The sequence below is a fragment of the Actinoplanes sp. NPDC051343 genome (assembly GCF_044455125.1).
Taxonomy (GTDB): Bacteria; Actinomycetota; Actinomycetes; order Mycobacteriales; family Micromonosporaceae; genus Actinoplanes.
This window is the reverse complement of sequence record NZ_JBITEL010000007.1, coordinates 222,953-240,862: the sequence shown is the minus strand read 5'-3', so window position 1 is coordinate 240,862 and position 17,910 is coordinate 222,953. Positions and strand designations below refer to the sequence as shown.

Genomic DNA, 17,910 nt, shown 5'->3' with positions numbered 1-17,910 from the left:
GCAACTGTGTGGTTGCACATCGACGACGGGAGGATCCATGAGCAACGACAAGATCGAGCGGGAGACGTTCATCAAGGCGCCGGCCGAACGGGTCTGGGCGGTGCTGACCGAGCCGGCCGAGGTCGACGGGTGGTTCAGCCCCGGCGGGCCGTCCGAGATCGACCTGCGGCCGGGCGGCGTCATGACCCTCAACCACGGACAGTACGGGGCGTTCCCGATGCTGATCGTCACCGTCGACCCGCCGCGTCACTTCGCGTACCGCTGGGCCAGCGCCTATCCGGGCGAGACCGCCACCGAGGACAATTCGACCCTGGTCCAGTTCTTTCTCCAGCCGGAGGCCGAAGGCACCCGGCTGCGACTGGTCGAATCCGGTTTCGCCGGCTTGGAGATCCCGGCCGACCGCGAGCGGACCGCCGGCTACGACAGCCACTCCGGCGGCTGGACCGAGATGGTCGACGTCCTCCGGGAGTACGCCGAGAAATGACAACCGAGCTCGAGGTGCTGTCGGCGCTCGCCGACCCGACACGGTGGGAACTGATGGACCTCATCGCGACCGGTGACGGCGCGACCGCGACCACGCTCGCCGACGGGCTGCCGGTGAGCCGGCAGGCGATCGTCAAGCACCTCGGCGTGCTCGAGCGCGCCGGCCTCGTGAGCGGCCGGCGCGCCGGACGGGAAATGCGTTATTCAGTGCGCGTCGAGCAACTCGACGCCACGGCCCGGTGGATGGCCGCCGCCGCCCGTCGCTGGGACGACCGGCTCGCCGCCATCAAAGAGCTGGCGGAATCAGGCGAACAGGGCGCTCACTGACTCTCCGTTGTGGATCCGGCGCATCGCCTCGGCGAGCGCCGGCGCCACCGACAGGATCGTGAGCTTTTCGCTGCGCTTGGCGTCCGGGATCGGCACCGTGTTGGTGCAGACGATCTCCTCGATGTCCTTCTCGGCCGACAGGCGGGCGATCGCGTCGTCCGAGAACAGGCCGTGCGTGCAGGCCACCCGCACGCTGCGCACGTTGCGCTCGCGCAGCCGGTCGAGCAACTCGAAGACCGTGCTGCCCTTGGCGATCTCGTCGTCGAGCACGATGACGTCACGGTCGGTGACCTCGCCGATCACCGAGCTGATCACGACCTTGTCGTCGGCGTACCGCTGCTTCGCGCCGGCCGCGACCTCGACACCGAGCAGCCTCGCGAAGGCCGCCGCCTCCTTGGCGTAACCCAGGTCGGGCGCCACCACCACGGTGTTGCTCAGGTCGTAGCCGCGGAAGTGGTGGGCGAGTTCGCGCAGCGCGTGCAGGTGGTCGACCGGGATGCTGAAGAAGCCGTGCACCTGCGGCGAGTGCAGGGTCATGGCCAGCACCCGGTTGGCGCCGGCGGTGGTGAGCAGGTCGGCCACGAGACGGCCGCCGATCGAGATGCGCGGGGCGTCCTTCTTGTCGCTGCGGGCGTACGCGTAGTGCGGCAGCACCACGGTGATCCGGCCGGCCGAGGCACCCCGGGCGGCGTCCAGCATGAACAGCAGCTCGACCAGGTTCTCCTGGGTCGGCGGCACCAGCGGCTGGATCAGGAAGACGTCGCGTTCCCGGCAGTTGCCCTGCAGCTGCACTTCGATGCAGTCGTTGGCAAATCGGGAGGTCTTGGTCGGCAGGAGCGGGACGCCGAGGTGCTCGCATATCTCGGTGGCCAGGTCGGGATGGGCGGATCCGGTGAAGACGGCGATATCGCGCACGATGCCCACCCTAGGAGGCACCGGAACGGCACTTGCGGGCGACCACCGGTCCACGCAGGCTCTGTACGCCGATCACCGCGTCGAGAGGGCCGCCCCATGAGTCTGCCGCCGATCCACCGTCAGGTTGTCGTCCCGGCACCGCCCGAAACGGCGTTCCGGCTCTTCGCCGACCACCTCGACGGCCCGGTTCTGATGTCCCAGCCGCCCCAGCCGGTGCTGGTGCGGCGGCCGGACGCGTCGACCGCGACGATCAGTTTCGCTCCGGTGGGTGACAGTGCCGCCCTGGTTACGGTCAGTCAGTCGCGCACCGATTCCTGGCGGCCGCTCGGCGCGTTCGCGGCCGCGGTCGCCGGTCCGTTCACCGGCGACGACGCGGTGGTCATCGTGCTGCGGCACAGCGCCGCACCGGGCGTCGGCGACCCGTTCCAGCACCCGCTGTTCGGCGCCCACGCCGGCTTCCTGGCCGGTCTGCGCGAGCGCGGCATCCTGGTCGGCGCCGGTCCGTTCGCGGGAACGGGCGACGGCATGGCGATCGTGCGGGTGGCCGGCCCGGCGGCGGCGGCCGAGGTGGTACGCGCGGCCCACGCCGACGACCAGTCGGTGACCGGCGGACTTCTCGAGGTTCAGGCCCGTTCGTGGGTCGTCATGATGCACGGATCTTCGCTAGCGTGAGCACATGAACGGACTTGCCGTAGCCTGCCGCCGCGTCGTGCACATCTACCGCGCCGAGGCGGGGGACGTGGTCGCGCTGGCCGGTGTCGACCTGTCGATCGCCCCTGGCGAGACGATCGCCCTGGTCGGGCCGTCCGGGTCGGGCAAGTCGACGCTGATCGCGCTGCTCGCCGGCCTCATGCGCCCCTCGGCCGGCCGCATCAACATCGGCACCTACGACATGGGCAAGCTCTCCGACTCCGAGATCTCGCGCCTGCGGGGCACCGAGATCGGGGTGGTCCTGCAAGGTGCCTCCCGCAACCTCCTCCCGTACGCGTCGTTGCACCGCAACATCTGGCTCGCGCAACGACGGGCCGCGCACACCCGGGGCATCACGCTGGACGACCCGGACCGCATCCTCGACCTGGTCGGCCTGCCCGGCCAGGGCCGGCAGCGGCTCTCCGACCTCACGCCGGGCGGCCGGCAGCGGGCGGCGCTCGCGGTCGGCATCGCCACCGGCCCCGGCCTGCTGCTGGTCGACGAGCCGACGAGCCGCCTCGACACGGCCGGCCGCGACGAGGTGCTGGCGGCCATGGAGACGGTCAACCAGGAACGCCAGACCACGATCGTCGTCGTCACCCACGACAACGAGGTCGGCGCCCGCCTCGGCCGGGCGGTCACGATCCGCGACGGCCGGGTCGGCGCCGAGGGCCGCGACGGGCAGGACTTCGCGGTGGTCGCCGGCGACGGCACCGTCCAGCTGCCGCCGGAGGTGCTCGGCTCCTACCCGCCCGGCACCCTCTTCACCGTCCAGCACATCGACGGCGAGGTCACGCTGGTGCCCGGCGGCACCGAGCACGTCGCCTGACCGGCCGAGGCTATTCGCGCACCCAGACCGCTTCGCCGTCGACCAGGTGGAGTTCGCGGTCGCACGCGGCCGCGGCCTCCGGGTCGTGGGTCGCGAAGACGACGGCGGCGCCGCGGCCGGCTTCGGAGCGCAGAAGTTCCATTACGCGCTGGCGGTTGGCCGCGTCGAGCTCGCTGGTGATCTCGTCGGCGAGCAGGATGTCGCCGCGCAGGGCGAGGCCGCGGGCGATCGCCGTGCGTTGCTGCTGACCACCGGACAGCTCCTCGATCAGCTGGTTGGCCTGGCCGGAGAGGCCGAGCGGCTCGAGCGACTCGGCGGTGCGCCGGCGGGCGTCGGCCGGGCTGCCGCCGGTGGCGATCACCGCGACCGAGATGTTCTCCGCCGCGGTCAGGATCGCCGCCAGGCCGTTGTCCTGCGGGATCAGCACCACGCCGAGCGACACCGCGTGGTCGCGGTCGCCCAGCTTCGCCCCGTCGACCAGCACCTGACCGGTGGCCGGCGACAGCAGGCCGGCCATCCCGCTCAGCAGCGTGGTCTTGCCGGCGCCGGACGTGCCGGTCACAGCCAGGATCTCGCCCGGCCGGGCCTCGATCGTCACGCCGCGCAGCACCGGCGGGCCGCCGTTGTAGGCGAAGTCGGCTCCGTCAACGGTCAGCGTTTTCACGCTTGCCTCTCTTTCCTGGTGACTCGACGGCGCAGGTCCCGGCCGGTGGCCGCGGCCACGAGGGCCAGGACCAGGAAGACCGCCACGGTCGTGCCGATCACGGTAGGCAACCCGGGCCAGGTCGGCAGGGGCAGGTCGGGCGGGTCGACGCCGGCCAACGGCAGGGCCCAGCCGGTCGAGACCCAGGCGATCAGCGCGGTGATCAGCCCGACCACCGCCGCGATCGCGACCAGGATCGGATAGGTCCACCCGGTGGCCCAGGCGAGCCGCCCCCGGCTCAGTCCCTGCCCGCGCAGCGCCGACAGGTCCTCGACCCGGCGAGATCGGTCGACCGCGGCCGCCAGCACCAGTGCGCCGGCGCCGAGCAGCACCGACAGCGTGCCGGCCAGCACGTAGAACCAGAGCGAGAGCGCTGGACCCTGCTGGTCGAGCTGGCGGCGGACCTGACCGGAGCGAGTGTCGCCGCTGATCGTCAGGCCTTGCTCGGAGAGCCGCGCGAGGATGCCCGCGGGCGCGTTGCGGTTGAGCCAGATCTCCGGGTTCAGCGACTGGCCGGCGTCGGTGGCGAGACGGTCGGCCCATTCCAGGTCGACCAGGACCGCATGGGTTCCGGCCTGGGGCACCGCCGGCAGCCGGTCGATCAGCTTGATCGGCGTCGGGCCGCCGCCCGCGCCGGTGATCGAGTCGGCCAGCGGTGCGGCACCGGAATAGGCCGCGGGCAGCGGGAACGGCGCGTCGATCGGGTTGATCCAGGCCGCAAGCACGCCGGGCGCGTTCAGGCTGATCCGCAGCCCGGTCGGGTCGGCGGCGAGGGTGCCGGGCTGGGTCATCCGCCAGCGGGCCGGATCGGTGAGCGGACCGGTCGGGTCGGCCATGCTGAGCGAATTGACGACCAGCTGGCCGGTGAGTTCGGCGTTCCCGGAGGCGGTCACGACCTCGATGCCGTTGAGCCGGCAGCCCTTCTGGCACGCGGCGACCCGCTGCACGTAACTGGACCGTCCATTGTGAATCTTGCCCAGCTGCACCAGGGAGTCACCGAGGCCGGTGGTCGACGACACCGCCACCTCGAGCCGGAGGTCCTTCGTATCGTCGAAACCGCTGCCGGTGGCCACGACGGTGATGTCCTGTCCGGTGAAGGCCAGCGGCTCCGGCGCATCGGGACGCAGACGGCGTTCCACTTCGGACGCGGACGGGCCGCCGGACGGCCAGTTGGCCACCGTGGCCAGCCGGGTCGTGTCGACGGCGAGGCCGGGCGGCTCGTTGTGGCCGATGCTGGGCAGCCGGACCACGGCCATCGCGTACCTGCCGTCCGGGTCGACGTTGCGCACCGCGGTCAGCAACTGGCTGCGGAAGACCGAACCGCCGACGTCGAGCACCCGGTCGGCGCCGATACCGAGCCCGGACTGCACCGCCCGGCCGCCGTTGGCCACGTCGATCGCGCAGGCGGAGTAGCCGGCCACGGCGACCGTCGCGACCAGCAGAGCGAAAAGCCGTTGCGCGCCCGGGCGGCGGGAGAGCTGGAAGGCGGCCAGAGCCAGGCCGAGGTTGCCCCGGCCGAGGGCGTGCACGGCGTACCGGGTGACCGCCGGAAGCAGCAGACGGGCGGCCACCACCGCGACAGCGAGCACCAGGAAGGCGGGCGCCAGCAGGCTGATGCCGGTCAGCGCGCCGTCCGAGATCGCCAGCTGGACCGTGGTCACGACCGCGAGCAGCACGATCACCGCCTCGGTGGCCAGCGCACGCGGGCCGTTGGCGACGATCGCGTTGCGGCGCAACAGGTTGGCGACCGGGCTGAGCAGCTGGCGGCGCTGGGCGAGGACGGCGGCGAGGAGGGCGGCGAACGCGGCGAACGGCGCGTACTTCAGGGAGCCCCAGCCCGGTTCGACGCCGACGCCCGGGAAGCGGGCGGCGGCGACCAGGTTGACCAGCAACTGCCCGGCCAGGCACCCGGCGGCCGCGCCGATCACCACCGAGGCGAGATTTTCGCCGGTCGCCAGCCACCATCGCATCCACCACCGGGCGCCGCGCAGCGCGACCACGGCCAGTTCGGGCTGGCGGCCCTCGGTGCCGTAGCTGACGGCCAGGAAGATGCTGAAACAGGCGAGCAGCACCAGAGGCACCGCCAGCACCGGCACCAGCAGGTGGGCGGCGGCCCGGCCGGCGTCGATCCGGTTGAGCAGGGCCGGCATGTCGGTGGTGATCTGGAGCCCGCCACCGAGCTGGGTCGATTCCGAGTTGACCGTGGTCAGGCCGGCCCGCAGCTGGTCGAGACGGTCGGGGTCGAGCGCCGCCGGTCCGGCCGTACCGTCGATGGCCTTGGCCGTGTCCCCGTGATCCATCAGGTCCATCGTGGCCGAGTTGGTGAAGACCGGCTCACCCGGTCCGAGGCCCCGCACGGCGGTGAAGTAGCCGCGGGTCCCCCAGTACGTCTCGTCGGGTGCGATCGGACGGTACGTTCCGGCGATCACCAGCTTCTTGGGCTTGCCGTCCGGGAGGAAGCCGGGGTCCCGTGGGTCCTCGCTGAACTTGGCCGCCCGCATCGTCACCGACTGCCCGGTGGTCAGGTTCAGCCGCTGCGCGGTCGCCACCCCGATGATGATCTCGCCCTCGGCGACTGGGCAGCGGCCGGTGACCATGCGTACGTGCGAGCAGGCGTCCTGCCGGAACACGAAGCGGTCGGCGTACCGGCGGCTCTCCTCGATGCCGATCACCGAGAACTCGGCCGAGTAGGTGTAGGCGAACCCGGGCAGGTTGACCAGCGCCGCGCCCACGTCGTTGAAGTCGATCTGTCCCGCGTCGCCCTGGCCCTCCCGGTCGTTCTGCACCGCCGTGATCGCCAGGCCGCGCTCGCCCGGGGTGGCGGTGGCAATCTGCCCGGCCGCGATCGCCCGGTCGGCCGCGATCAGATAGGCCGGTGAGGCGACGGCGGCCGCGACCGCGAAGAGGGCGAGCAACGCGAGCGTGACCGCCTGGCCGCGCCGCGACCAGATCATCCTGAGAACGAGCGAGATCATCGGAGGCCCTCCCGGAGCCGCCGCAGCAGCGGGAGCACGGAGAGCCAGCCGACCACGCCGAGCACGGCCAGAGCGACCAGCCCGGCCAGGGCGACCGCGACGGCACTCAGCGGACCCGGCGGGGCGAGGACGGTCCAGCCGTCGGTGAAGGCGGGCACGGACGTACGCGCGAGCGGCCGCGCCAGCACGGCCGCGAAGAGTCCACCGGCCAGACCGGCCAGGATCAGCCCGGCCGAACCGGCCCAGCTCGCCGCTTGCGCCGTCCGCGCGCCGAGACCCTGCACCCGCAGCGCGGCCAGCTCGTCCAGCCGCGTACGCCGATCGACCGCGCCGGCCACCGCGATGGTCGCCGCCGCGAGCAGCAGCCCGATCACCCCGGCCAGCAGCGCGAACCGGGAACCGGCCGAGGTCCCCTGCTGCCCGAGCCGGTCGACCCGGGCCGCGACCGACTGGTCATCCACGATGGACAATCCGTTCCGCTGGAGAGTGTCGATCAGACCTTGGCCGGCCCCGGCGGCCAGCCACACCTGGAACCGGCCCGCGGCCGGGACGTCGGCGATGAGACGGCGGGACGCGTCGAGGTCGACCAGCACGCCGTCGCGGCCGAGCACCGGCAACGCCGCAGCGGTGCCGGCCACCCGCACCGGTGCCAGCCCGAGACCCAGCGACTGGAGGCTGGGCTCGGCGAACTCCCAGTCGGGAGGCGGCGACCCGGCCAGGACGATCGGCAGCGGCAGCCCGGCGTCGACCGCCCAGACCTGATCGTCGGTCCCGATGGAGCCGCTCGGGTTCTCGTCGATCTCCATCCGCAGAGCGCCGTGCGAGGCGTCGATGTTCATGGCGGCGCCGAACGTGCCGCCCCGCCAGCGATCGATGTCGGCCAGGGACTTCCCGTCGAGGACGGTCGCGTCGGGGTTCTGCTGGGTCAGCCCGCGCACGGTGACCGCGGTCGGGAACGCGGCCGCCGCGGTGCGCCCCTGCCGATCGGTCGGCGTGGTGACCTCCCAGCGCACGATGCGGCAGCCCGGCGCGGCCGAGCAACCGCTCACCGCGGAGGTCAGCGTCTGTTCGCCCAAGCCGAGCTGGCCGAAGGAGACGCGGGTCGACACGCCGGTGCTCTCGTGCTGCAGAACCAGCCACAGCACGGCGGCCGAGTCACCGTCGTGCTCCACGCGTACGGTCAGATGATCGCCGGTGATCGGCGGCAGCGCCGGCGGACCGGGATCGTCGGCGACCGCCGACGGCAGAGCCGAGATGTCACCGAACTCGGGCCGCCAGCGAGCGACCGCGGCCAGCCGGGAACTGTCGACCGCGAGCACCGAGGGCGTGTGGGCGGTGTCGATGACGGCCGCCATCGCCTGCCGCCCCTGCGGGTCGGCCCGGCGGACCGCCTGCTCGAGGACCGTACGGTTGGTCGCCTGCACCGTGAGCACCCGCGGCGCACCCAACTCGGCGGCGCTACGCACGGCCCGGTGCTCGCGGTCGGCCAGCCAGCCGCCGAGCGCGGTCGTGAACATCGCCACCACGACGACGACCAGTGCGAACACCCGGTCGGTGCCGGGCCGCCGCGAGACCTGCACGGCGGTGAGACCGAGCCGGAGCCGCCCGGCCCGCACCGCCGCGCCGCCGCCCCGGTCGGCGACACGGGCCAGCAGGCGGGCGAGCAGCAACGCCACCGCCAACGCGACGAGTGCGGGCGCGGCCAGCGCGAGGCCGCCGACCGCGTCACCGGTGCGGGCCTGATAGACCCCGGCCACCGCGACCGCGAGCAGCAGCAGGTCGATCAGCCCCGACTTCCAGTCACCACGACCCGACGTGACCTGACGCAGCAGCCGGACGACCGGCAGCCGCTGCGCCAGCGCCTCCAGCAGCGCCAGCACCAGCAGCCCGCCGATCAGCACCGCGGCCACGGCGACGATCGACTGCAGCAGCGCCGACCGCTGATCGGTCGAGTCGCGGACCGGGCCGGCCAGCAGCCGCGCGAGCAGAAAGCCGAGCGGCAGCCCGGCTATCGCACCGGCCGCCAGCGGAACCAGGTGCTGGCCCCAGGCCAGGCGCAGCATGCTCAGCGGCGTGGCGCCGCGCAGCTTGAGCAGGGCGACGTCGCCGCGCCGGTCGCGCCCGGTGTAGCGGCCGGCCAGACCGATCGCGAACCAGGCCAGGATCAGCACCTGCACCAGCGAGACGGTGACCGACGTCTTCACGGTCGACCGGTCCTTGGCCACCGCGGCGAGCAACGGCGCGCTGTTGACGACCAGGCGCAGCTGGCTCTGCCCGAGCCGGGCGTCGGCCTGGTCGAGGGCTGCGGTCAGGTCGTACCCGCCGTCGCCGCGCAGCAGCGGGTCGGGCACCTGCAGGTCGTAGGTGACGGTCGGGTTGGCCAGCTGCGGGGCCTCGAAGGTGTCGATCGGCGTGAACGCCGGCTCGAGGCCCACCTGCGCCCGGAAGAGGGCATTGCTCCAGTACGGCGAATCCGGCCCGACCTGCGTGTAGACCGACACGATGCGGAAGGTCAGCGGCGGGCTGGTTATCGAGGACTGCTCGGTGATCCGGTCACCCGCCCGCAGCCCGAGCCGCTGGCTCGCCCCCGCACTGATGGAAAGCTCGAGCGGCTTGACCGGGCACGTGCCCTGGAGCTGAACGTGGTCGCAGAAGTGGTCCCGGAACGCCACCGGCATGGCGTCGCTCTGCGACCCGCGGTTGACGGTCATGGCGACCACCAGACCGTTCTCCGCCGCGGTGGCGGGCAGCGGGAGCATGCCCCGCACCTGGCCGGCGAACTGGTCGACGGTCTCCCGAGGTTTGCCGTTGATGTGCGTGATCTGCCGTACCGACACCGACCGCTGATCGGACGGAGCCGCGGCGACGTCGACCGTGGCGGCCGACGTCTCGCTCGCGAACGCGAACCAGGGCCCGGCCGCGGAAACCGCGGCGGCCAGGCCGGAGAGGATGAGCACCGTCAGAACCTGCGCGGTACGGGTTCGCACGGCTCCAACGATGAGCGCCAACATCATCCGGCAGGGTACACAAACAAACGGTTACAGCCAGCCCCGTTTCTTCAGGTACCAGTAGAGGCCACCCGCGGAGACCACCAACAACACCGAGCTGTAGACCAAACCGGAAACTTTTCCGAAACCCGGGTACGGCAGATTCTGGCCGAAATAGCCGGTGAGCGCGGTCGGCACCGCGATGATCGCGGCCCACGCGGCGAGCTTGCGGGTGATGTCGTTGAGCACGTTGCTCTGCTCGGTCAGATCGGCCTGCAGCAGCCCCTCGATGCGGTCCCGCAGGTGCTCCACCTCGTCGACGGTGTGCATCGCGTGGTCCTCGACGTCGCGGTAGTAGGGCCGCAGCCCGTCGTCGACCAGCCCGAGGTCGGCCCGCATCGCCCGGCCGACCAGTTCCGGCATCGGCGCCACCGCCCGGCGCAGCGCGGCCACCGTCTTGCGCAACGCGATCGCGTGCCGTCGCACCGGCCGCGGCGCGCCGCCCTCCTCCAGCAACTGGTCCTCGACGCTGTCCATGCCGCCGTCGAGCCGCTGCGCCGCCGAGAAATGCCCGTCCACGATCACGTCGAGCAGTCCGTACAGCAGAAAAGCAACGCCGCCCTGAGCGGCCAGGGCCGCGTCGGCATCCCATCGCTGCACGAACCGCGAGGTGTCACTCGGGCTTTTCCGTACGGTGATGAGCGCGCGATCGGTCACGAAGGCGCTGACCTCGGTCTTGCCGAACCGGGAGGCGTCGGTGGCGATGTCGACCGCGTACACGTTGAGGAACAGATGGCCCGGGTACCGCTCCAGCTTGGGGCGCTCGTGGTCCTGCACCGCGTCCTCGATCGCCAGCGGGTGCAGCCGGAAGTCGCTCGCCACGGCCTGCAGGTCGGCGGCGTCGGGGTCGAACAGGTCGAGCCAGAGCACAGACTCGGGGTGCTCGCGGAGCAGACCCGGTGCTTCGTCGGGCGAGAAGCCCTCGGCCACGACCTTGCCCTTCTCGTACAGCCGGGCCGCGCCCTGGTTGGAGGTCACGTTCCCCACTATGCCCGCCGGGTGGCCCCGGAGAAACGGCGGCCGACCTACGATGAACCGTGACTTGGCTCAATCACCTGCTGACCTCGTTCTACGACGCGAAGTGGCAGGTCACCAGCGACCAGGCGATCTACTACCGAGAGATCGTCGGAAACGCCTTCGGCCTGGGCTCGGCGCTGTTCGGTCTGCGCCGCAACGCACTCGCGTGGCCGGTCGGCATCGTCGGCAACGTGCTGCTGTTCACCGTCTTCATGGGTCAGGCGGTCGGCAACGACCAGGGCACCCCGCTCTACGGCCAGGCGTCCCGCCAGGTCTTCTTCCTGATCACCAGCATCTACGGCTGGTGGCAGTGGCGGCGCAACCGGCGGCGCACCCACGGCACCGCGGTCGAGCCGCGCTGGGCGACCCACCGCCAGCGCCTGCTGTACGGCCCGCTCGCCCTGGCCGCCGTCGCGGTGTGCTACTTCGTCTTCCGCGCGATCGGTGCCGGCTTCCCGGTGCCCTGGTGGTACTACCTGGCCGACTCCTGGATCTTCGTCGGTTCGATGCTGGCCACGTACGCCATGGCCCGCGGCTGGGTCGAGTTCTGGCTCTGCTGGATCGCCGTCGACCTGGTCGGCGTCCCCGAACTGCTGCACTTCCGCTACTACCCGTCGGCGATCCTCTACGCCGTCTACGCCGCCTTCGTGATCTGGGGCTTCATCGTCTGGCTCGGCATCTCCCGCACGATCACCCCGCAGCGCCTGGCCGACCCGGCCATCGAGACGGTCGCCTAGTCCCGACCGCCGGCCAACGGCCTAATCACCGAGGGCACACCGAGGAACCGTCCCGCCGGACGACCTGTTCCCGGTCGGATGGGCCTTCAGCTGCGGCGACGCCGCGTTCCCACTGACCGCCGGCGCTCCCGCGAACATCGCGGGTGCGGCCGGCCGAGCCGGAACCGACGACTTCTACTTCGCCGCCGACGTGGCGGGCGCCTGACCGACCACGAAGCCGTTCCTCGTGCGGATCGTCCGGTCGTACCGGCCCTGGCGGTAGCGCTCCTCGGAGGTGCCGGTCGCCTGGCGCTGGTCGCGGGGCGCGTCGAGCAGGTAACTTGCCTGGCCGCGATAGGTGTCGGATCGGCCGAGCCCGGCGTCGGTCATGGTCAGCGTGGTGGTCAGGCGGTCGCCGGCGTCGACGGTGATGCCGCCGTCGAGGGTGTAGCGGTCGGCCGCCCGGGTGACGCCGGCGAACCGGGAGCGCCCGGCGACCAGGCCGGTCACGTCGTCGGTCCACGAGGCGGTCAGCGCGTCCGGGTTTTCGCCGGCGCCCCAGCGGTGGGTGCTGTCGTTGCCGACCCGTTCGCTGACCGAGGTGGTGACCAGACCGTGCGAGGTCCGGACGTAGCCGGTCGCCCGGAAGGAGTGCACCGCGTGCACGGCGACGCTTCCCGGGCCGGTGGTGACGTCGTCGGTGAGCGTGCTCAGGTGCGAGCCGAGCAGCGCACCGGTCACCGGCCGGCCGCCGGGGTCGCGCCAGCCGAGGAAGTTGATCGGGGTGTCCCAGCCGCCCTGCCCGACCGGGACTCCCACGACGTGCACCGACACCGTGTGCGGGGCGCCGTCGGTGAGCCGGCCGAGGAACGGCGTCAGGTCGTAGCCGATCGGCCGGATGTCGAAGGCCCGCGGTGCGGGCAGCACATACCAGAGGTACGGGTTGGACCAGCCTCCCGTGTAGACGTGCGGGAACGGCGCCGCGATGCCCGCCACCCGGCCGTCGACCAGCACCTGCACCTCACGGTAGGGGCCCGGGTCGGCCGGGCACGAGTAACCGGTCGGGGACGGCGCGGTCAGGTACCAGAATTCCTCGCAGCCGCCACCGGAACCGGTCGCGTAGACCTCGGCGAGCAGGCGCTCGGTGTCGCGGGGCACGGTCAGGGTGCCGGCCAGATCCTGCCCGTCGGTGTGCTGATCGGCCAGTGGCAGCACGTCATCGGCAGTTCCCGGTGACCGGGAGGCGGCGTAGAAGGTCAAGGTCACTTTGACCTTCAGCACGCCGGTGTACGTGTCGTCGACCGTGTTGCCCAGGTACATGTTGACCGTCTGCGGCCGGGCGAGCAGCGCCGAATAGGCGGTCACGTCCTTCTCGACCGACCACGCGATGCCGTCCGGCGACGGCTCGGGCGTCGACGTCTTGAAGATCTCGACGCCGCCCATGGTGAGCCAGCCGAGCCGGTCGTACTGCCGCCCGGCGACCGAGCCGTCGAGCCGCAGCACGACCTTGGCCCACGGGCCGCGGCAGGGCGCCGCGTAGGACTGCGAGTAGACGTCGTAGTTGTCGAACGCGTGGTCCACGATCGTGGCCGAGCACGACCGGGTGGGCGGCTTGGCGATCGCCGGTGCGGCCGTCCGCGGGTTGTCCCAGTCGGAGCCGGACATGGGGGGCGGCTCGGCGGCGTGGGCGGCCGGCGCGAAGGCGAGGGCGACGAGGATCCCGGCAGCGACGGCGATCAATCTGCGCATGGCGATCACGATGCCATCGACGGCGACTGATGTCGATGCGCGGCTCCACCGCGTACCGGAAAGGCCGGGAGCGCCGAGCGCTCCCGGCCCGCAGAGCGTCAGGCCGCGGACGGCCCGGTGTTGACCCGGGAGCGCACGACCTCGACGACGTGCGCGACCGCCTCGTCGATCGAGACGCCGTTGCGCTGGGAGCCGTCGCGGTAGCGGAACGAGACCGTGCCGCCGTTGACGTCGTCGTCGCCGGCGATCGCCATGAACGGGATCTTCTGCTGCTGGGCGGTGCGGATCTTCTTCTGCATGCGGTCGTCGCCGTAGTCGACCTCGGCGCGGATGCCTTCCTTGCGCAGGCGGCCGACGAACGACGAGAGGTAGTCGGCGTGCTCGTCGCGGATCGGGATGCCGATCACCTGCACCGGGGCCAGCCAGGCCGGGAACGCGCCCGCGTAGTGCTCGACGAGCACGCCGAAGAAGCGCTCGATCGACCCGAACTTGGCCGAGTGGATCATCACCGGCTCCTGCCGGGTGCCGTCGGCGGCCTGGTATTGGAGGCCGAAGCGGGCGGGCTGGTTGAAGTCGTATTGAATCGTGCCCATCTGCCAGGTGCGGCCGATCGCGTCGCGCGCCTGCACCGAGATCTTGGGGCCGTAGAACGCCGCGCCGCCCGGGTCCGGCACCAGTTCGAGGCCCGACTCGATCGCGACGTCCTCGAGCGCCTTGGTGGCGACCGTCCACTGCTCGTCGGAGCCGATGAACTTGTCGCTCTGCGGATCGCGGGTGGACAACTCGAGGTAGTAGTCCTCGAGGCCGAAGTCACGCATCAGCGAGAGCATGAAGTTGAGCAGGTGACGGATCTCGTCGGGCGCGCCCTCGGCGGTCACGTACGAGTGCGAGTCGTCCTGGGTCAGGCCACGCACCCGGGTCAGGCCGTGCACCACACCCGACTTCTCGTAGCGGTAGACCGAGCCGAACTCGAACAGCCGCATCGGCAGTTCGCGGTAGGACCGCCCGCGCGAGGAGAAGATCAGGTTGTGCATCGGGCAGTTCATGGCCTTGAGGTAGTAGTCCGCCCCCTCGAGCTCCATCGGCGGGAACATCGTGTCCTTGTAGTACGGCAGGTGGCCCGACGTGTGGAACAGGCCCTCCTTGGTGATGTGCGGCGTGCTCACATAGTGGAAGCCCTCCTCGATGTGGCGGGCCCGCACGTAGTCCTCCATCTCCCGCTTGATCACCCCACCCTTCGGGTGGAAGACGACCAGGCCGGAGCCGATCTCGTCCGGGAAGGAGAAAAGATCGAGCTCGCTGCCCAGCTTGCGGTGGTCGCGACGCTCGGCCTCGGCGAGACGATTGAGGTACGCCTTGAGCTCGTCCCGCGACGGCCAGGCCGTGCCGTAGATGCGCTGGAGCTGCGGGTTCTTCTCGCTTCCGCGCCAGTAGGCGGCCGCCGAGCGCATCAGCTTGAACGCCGGGATGAACCGGGTGCTGGGCAGGTGCGGGCCGCGGCACAGGTCGCCCCAGACGCGCTTGCCGTCCTTGTCGATGTTGTCGTAATGGGTCAGCTCGCCGTGGCCGACCTCCATCACCTCGTTGGCGTCGACGTCACCCTTGAGGTCGACCAGCTCGAGCTTGTAAGGCTCGTTCGCCAGCTCGACCTTGGCCTGGTCGAGCGACTTGTATTCGCGCCGGCGGAACGTCTGGCCCGCCTTGACGATCTCCTGCATGCGCTTCTCGAGCTTGCCCAGGTCGTCGGGCTGGAACGGCTTCTCGACGTCGAAGTCGTAGTAGAAGCCGTCGGTGATCGGCGGCCCGATGCCGAGCTTGGCCTCCGGGAACACGTCCTGCACGGCCTGGGCCAGCACGTGCGCGGCCGAGTGGCGCAGCACGTTGAGCCCGTCCGGCTCGTCGATCGCGACCGGGGTCACGTCGGTGTCGAGCTCGGGCTTCCAGTCGAGGTCGCGCAGGCGGCCGGCAGCGTCGCGGACCACGACGACCGCCTTGGGGCCGCTGGTGGGCAGACCGGCCGCGGCGACCGCGTCGGCCGCCGTGGTCCCGGCCGGGACGACGAGGGGGTCAGACACGGTCTTTCTCCTTCACGCAGACGAGACCCGGCGATTCCAGGCCGGTGACGATGCTATCCGCCCGCGCATCCGCACCGTCAGAACACCCAGAGCGCGTCCCACTTCGGGTCGTTGCCGTCGCTGAGCTGGGTGTGCTGCTCGTTGCCGGGCACATAGTCGACCACGTAGCCGTCGGCCTTCTGCAGCCGCTCGGTCGCCGCCAGGTCCATCTGCACCCGTTGGAGCCCGGGGCTGCCGGCGCCGTCGCGGATCTCGTCGAGCCGCTGCTGCTCGGCCAGCAGCTGGGCGTGCCGGCGCTTCAGGAGGATGCGGTTGGCCGCGTCCCGGTAGCGGCTGGGCAGGCCCACGGCCGCACCCACCGCCTCGGGATATCGGTTGACCAGATCTTCGCGGCTGAGCGGGTCGATCCGCTGCCACCAGTCGGCGAGCCCCTGTGGGTCGCCCGGCGCGAAGGACGCGGCGGTGGCGTTGGGCGGCAGCTGGGGATCGGCCGGCACGGTCGGCAGCTCGGCGCCGCCGGGGTCGACCTGGGAGAGCTGGAACTGAGCCGAGAGGTCGCTCTGGTTGGCCTGGTCGAGGATGTCACCGAGCAGTTGCGCGTAATATGCCGCGCTCGCCTGGGCCGCCTGCAGCCCGGCCATCGGCGCGGCGCCGCCGGCGAGCGGGCCGGCGCCGGTGACCGAGCCACCGGCCAGGTCGACCCGGAAGCCCTTGCTCTCGGCCTCGCCGACCACGCTGTGCACCATCTGGCGATATCGGTCGAGCTGGTCGGCGAAGTCGCGGATCACGCGCGCACTCCAGTTGACCGGGTCGTACGCCGTGGAGAGCCGCTTACGCAGGTCGGCGTCCTGCGCCGCGGCCGCCGCCGAGCCGGGCCCGGCCGACCAGTAGTTGGGCAGGTCGCGGGTGGCGGTGCCGAGGTCGCCGACCGCCTCGTCGATCTGGTGCGCGAGCCGCTCGTAGTGATCGGCGACCGCGCGGATCGCCGGAGTGTCGGCCGCCATCAGGCCGGACAGCGTCATCGTCATCGCGACGCGCCCTCGCCGGCCGACAGGATGCGCGCGACGGCCGCGCCGGCCCGGCCGATCCGCCGGCCGGCCGCCAGGTCGGCGCTGTCGTAGTCGGCGGCGGCCCGGTGCAGGCTGCGCCCGTGTTCCTGGATCGCGCGCGCGAGCATCCCGAGCGAGGAGTGCCAGTGGTCGGCCACCATGCCGAGCGCGACCTCGCAGGTGACCGAGCCGCCGACCGCGCCGGTGGCCGAGCCGCGCCAGCCGTCGATGTCGCCGGCCGCGCGGACGAGCCGGGCGCCGATCCCGGCGACGTCGTCGCCGAGGGCCATCAGCTGGGGAATGTCGATGCTGGTGCCGTCGTCCACCGGAATGCTCCACGGTCAGCGGTCATTGGGACACTGAGCGTATGACCCTCAGGCAATCCGGGCGACGCCGGCGTAGACCGCCGCCTCGGCCGGCGACGGGCGGGTCGCCGGGTCGTCGTCGGGGCGCCAGTCGACGACCGGGACGATGCCCGGCTCGACCAGGTCGTGGCCGCGGAAGAAGCGGGCGAACTCGTCGCGGGTGCGCGGCGCGGCCGGCTCGCCGCTGCGCTCGAACGCCGCCCGCAGGGTCTCGGCCACGTCGGGCGGGAGCAGGTCGAGTGTGCCGTTGGACATCACCAGAAAGCTGCCCGGGGGCATCGCGCCGACCAGCTTCTCGACGATGCCGTAGGGGTTCATCTCGTCGGTGATGAAGTGCATGACCGCGACCAGCATCAACGCGATCGGGCGGCCGAAGTCGAGGGTGCCGCGCACCTCGGGGGCACTCAGGACGTCCTGCGGGTGGCGCAGGTCGGCGTCGACGTACGCCGTTGCGCCGGCGGCCGAGCTGGTGAGCAGCGCACGGGCGTGGGCCAGCACTATGGGGTCGTTGTCCACGTAGACGATGCGGGACTCGGGCGCGACCGCCTGGGCGACCTCGTGCACGTTGGGCCGGGTCGGCAGCCCGGTGCCGATGTCGAGGAACTGCCGGATGCCCGCCTCGGCGGCCAGCATGTGGACGGCCCGGCGCAGGAACCGGCGGTTTTCGACCGCCGTGGTGCGGGCGGCCGGATAGACCTTGGCCAGCATCTCGGCGTTGGCCCGGTCGGCGCCGAAGTTGTCCTTGCCGCCGAGGTAGTAGTCGTAGCGGCGGGCCGGATGCATGCGACTGGTGTCGATGCCCGGCGGTGCTTCACGCTCGCCCATTTCGGACCCCCGTCCACATGCGACTGTCGTCACCTTATCCGACAAACGATGCATTCCGAAGCCCGTACGGCGGCGTTCACATAGCGATCGAAGATCGCTCAGCGTCGCCAAATATGACCGTTGCATTTATGGCCGGGCGCCGCTA

General features: G+C 71.6%; 15 protein-coding genes. 5 read left to right on the top strand and 10 right to left on the bottom strand.

The window, feature by feature from the left end:
- The first annotated feature begins 37 nt into the window (after nt 1-37).
- Together ACIA5C_RS23995 and ACIA5C_RS23990 are read left to right on the top strand one after the other, a co-directional pair.
- Complete coding sequence (locus ACIA5C_RS23995) at nt 38-484, top strand: SRPBCC family protein (RefSeq protein WP_396058156.1); 447 nt, start codon at nt 38-40, stop codon at nt 482-484.
- The gene (locus tag ACIA5C_RS23990) at nt 481-810 is read left to right on the top strand and encodes an ArsR/SmtB family transcription factor (RefSeq protein ID WP_396058154.1); all 330 of its coding nucleotides are present in this window, start codon (nt 481-483) and stop codon (nt 808-810) included. Before ACIA5C_RS23995 ends, ACIA5C_RS23990 begins: the two co-directional genes overlap by 4 nt.
- Here ACIA5C_RS23990 and ACIA5C_RS23985 read toward each other — a convergent pair.
- On the bottom strand, nt 787-1,725 hold the full coding sequence (locus ACIA5C_RS23985; RefSeq protein ID WP_396058152.1) for a ribose-phosphate diphosphokinase: 939 nt from the start codon (nt 1,723-1,725) through the stop codon (nt 787-789). The genes ACIA5C_RS23990 and ACIA5C_RS23985 overlap by 24 nt on opposite strands.
- A gap of 96 nt (nt 1,726-1,821) precedes the next feature.
- Here ACIA5C_RS23985 and ACIA5C_RS23980 point away from each other — a divergent pair, with 96 nt between their 5' ends.
- The gene (locus ACIA5C_RS23980; protein ID WP_396058150.1) at nt 1,822-2,397 is read left to right on the top strand and encodes a hypothetical protein; all 576 of its coding nucleotides are present in this window, start codon (nt 1,822-1,824) and stop codon (nt 2,395-2,397) included.
- A gap of 4 nt (nt 2,398-2,401) precedes the next feature.
- Entirely contained in the window at nt 2,402-3,244 is an 843-nt protein-coding gene (locus ACIA5C_RS23975) for an ABC transporter ATP-binding protein (RefSeq protein WP_396058148.1), read from the top strand.
- Between the two features lie 10 nt (nt 3,245-3,254).
- On the opposite strand, the gene ACIA5C_RS23970 is transcribed toward ACIA5C_RS23975, so the two are convergent.
- Genes ACIA5C_RS23970 through ACIA5C_RS23955 form a run of 4 tightly spaced genes read right to left on the bottom strand, consistent with a single transcriptional unit; the run spans nt 3,255 to nt 10,947 of the window.
- A complete protein-coding gene (locus ACIA5C_RS23970) occupies nt 3,255-3,908 on the bottom strand; it encodes an ABC transporter ATP-binding protein (RefSeq protein WP_396058146.1) in 654 nt (217 codons plus the stop codon).
- On the bottom strand, nt 3,905-6,922 hold the full coding sequence (locus ACIA5C_RS23965) for an FtsX-like permease family protein (protein ID WP_396058143.1): 3,018 nt from the start codon (nt 6,920-6,922) through the stop codon (nt 3,905-3,907). The genes ACIA5C_RS23970 and ACIA5C_RS23965 overlap by 4 nt, the downstream gene beginning before the upstream one ends.
- Nucleotides 6,919-9,909, bottom strand: a complete 2,991-nt coding sequence (locus ACIA5C_RS23960; protein ID WP_396058140.1) for an FtsX-like permease family protein — start codon at nt 9,907-9,909, stop codon at nt 6,919-6,921. The genes ACIA5C_RS23965 and ACIA5C_RS23960 overlap by 4 nt, the downstream gene beginning before the upstream one ends.
- Before the next feature lie 51 nt (nt 9,910-9,960).
- Entirely contained in the window at nt 9,961-10,947 is a 987-nt protein-coding gene (locus ACIA5C_RS23955) for a magnesium transporter CorA family protein (RefSeq protein WP_396058138.1), read from the bottom strand.
- 77 nt (nt 10,948-11,024) lie between these two features.
- Here ACIA5C_RS23955 and ACIA5C_RS23950 point away from each other — a divergent pair, with 77 nt between their 5' ends.
- Nucleotides 11,025-11,723: a nicotinamide riboside transporter PnuC gene (locus tag ACIA5C_RS23950; protein WP_396058770.1), complete on the top strand. Its 699-nt coding sequence runs from the start codon at nt 11,025-11,027 to the stop codon at nt 11,721-11,723.
- A 174-nt stretch (nt 11,724-11,897) separates the two neighbouring features.
- Here the strand turns inward: ACIA5C_RS23950 and ACIA5C_RS23945 are convergent, their stop codons facing one another.
- From ACIA5C_RS23945 to ACIA5C_RS23925, 5 genes are all read right to left on the bottom strand, one after another.
- Complete coding sequence (locus ACIA5C_RS23945) at nt 11,898-13,451, bottom strand: peptide-N4-asparagine amidase (RefSeq protein ID WP_396058136.1); 1,554 nt, start codon at nt 13,449-13,451, stop codon at nt 11,898-11,900.
- A gap of 98 nt (nt 13,452-13,549) precedes the next feature.
- Nucleotides 13,550-15,526, bottom strand: a complete 1,977-nt coding sequence (gene thrS, locus ACIA5C_RS23940; protein WP_396058134.1) for a threonine--tRNA ligase — start codon at nt 15,524-15,526, stop codon at nt 13,550-13,552.
- A 77-nt stretch (nt 15,527-15,603) separates the two neighbouring features.
- A complete protein-coding gene (locus tag ACIA5C_RS23935) occupies nt 15,604-16,554 on the bottom strand; it encodes a hypothetical protein (protein ID WP_396058132.1) in 951 nt (316 codons plus the stop codon).
- Nucleotides 16,551-16,901 carry a hypothetical protein gene (locus ACIA5C_RS23930; RefSeq protein ID WP_396058130.1) on the bottom strand — a complete coding sequence of 117 codons (351 nt, stop codon included), beginning with the start codon at nt 16,899-16,901 and terminating at the stop codon, nt 16,551-16,553. The genes ACIA5C_RS23935 and ACIA5C_RS23930 overlap by 4 nt, the downstream gene beginning before the upstream one ends.
- A 48-nt stretch (nt 16,902-16,949) precedes the next feature.
- Entirely contained in the window at nt 16,950-17,765 is an 816-nt protein-coding gene (locus ACIA5C_RS23925; protein ID WP_396058127.1) for an SAM-dependent methyltransferase, read from the bottom strand.
- Nucleotides 17,766-17,910: the final 145 nt, after the last annotated feature.